Source organism: Deferrisoma palaeochoriense, assembly GCF_054656955.1.
In genome coordinates, this window is the sequence record NZ_BAAHXI010000161.1 from 1 (window position 1) to 776 (window position 776).

At 66.9% G+C, this 776-nt stretch carries 1 protein-coding gene; it reads left to right on the plus strand.

The genetic code is table 11. From position 1 onward, the window contains the following. The first annotated feature begins 40 nt into the window (after positions 1 to 40). Positions 41 to 742 carry a flavodoxin family protein gene (locus ACYQ8L_RS18525; protein ID WP_459943300.1) on the plus strand — a complete coding sequence of 234 codons (702 nt, stop codon included), beginning with the start codon at positions 41 to 43 and terminating at the stop codon, positions 740 to 742. Positions 743 to 776: the final 34 nt, after the last annotated feature.

Here is a 776-nt window from a genome sequence, read left to right on the forward strand (position 1 = left end):
CTGTTCGCGTTCCAGCCCGAACTCATCCGGAGGTACCCCCATGAAGATTCTCGGCATCGTCGGAAGCCCCCGGTCCCCCGAGGATTCAGGTGTCCACACCCTGGTCACCCTCTGCGTCGAGGCCACGGGGCTCCCCTACGAGATCGTCCACCTCAGGGGTAAGCAGATCGGCGGGTGCATCGCGTGCCTGGGGTGCGTGGCCGACAACGTGTGCAAGGTAGCCGACGACATGGCCCCCTTGCGAGAGAAGATCGTCGAGGCCGACGCTTACGTGATCGGGGCGCCCAACTACTACTCGGGCCTCAACGCCACGACCCACGCGTTCCTGGAGCGGTGGTACCAGTTCCGGCACCGGGAGGGCGACGCCCTGTGGGGCAAGCTCGGGGTGGCCATCGGCGTGGGGGGTGGGGACGGACGGTTCCCGGCCGACGAGATCGAGAAGTTCTTCCTCTACAACTTCATCGAGACCGTGGCCAAGGTGTCGGGGCAGGGGGCGGCGTCGTGCTTCACCTGCGGGTACGGCGAAACCTGCAAGGTGGGGGTGCCCTACTTCCTCTACGGCGAGGGCGTGAAGATCACCGAGGAGAAGATTCCCCGGGTCACGAAGCAGCCCGGCGTTCTCGCGGCGGCCCGGGCGGCCGGGACGGAGTTGGCCCGCCGGCTCACCCAGGGTCACGACCGGGCCGAGGTGGCCCGCCGCATGCAGGCCCTCATGATGCAGCGGTTCAAGGAATCGACCTGATACCAAGTTGCGTTCAAACCGACACCCATCCCGG

What these genes read in the sequence shown, in the direction of transcription:
- ACYQ8L_RS18525 (WP_459943300.1), top strand. Translation starts at nt 41, where the DNA reads ATGAAGATTCTCGGCATCGTCGGAAGCCCCCGGTCCCCCGAGGATTCA.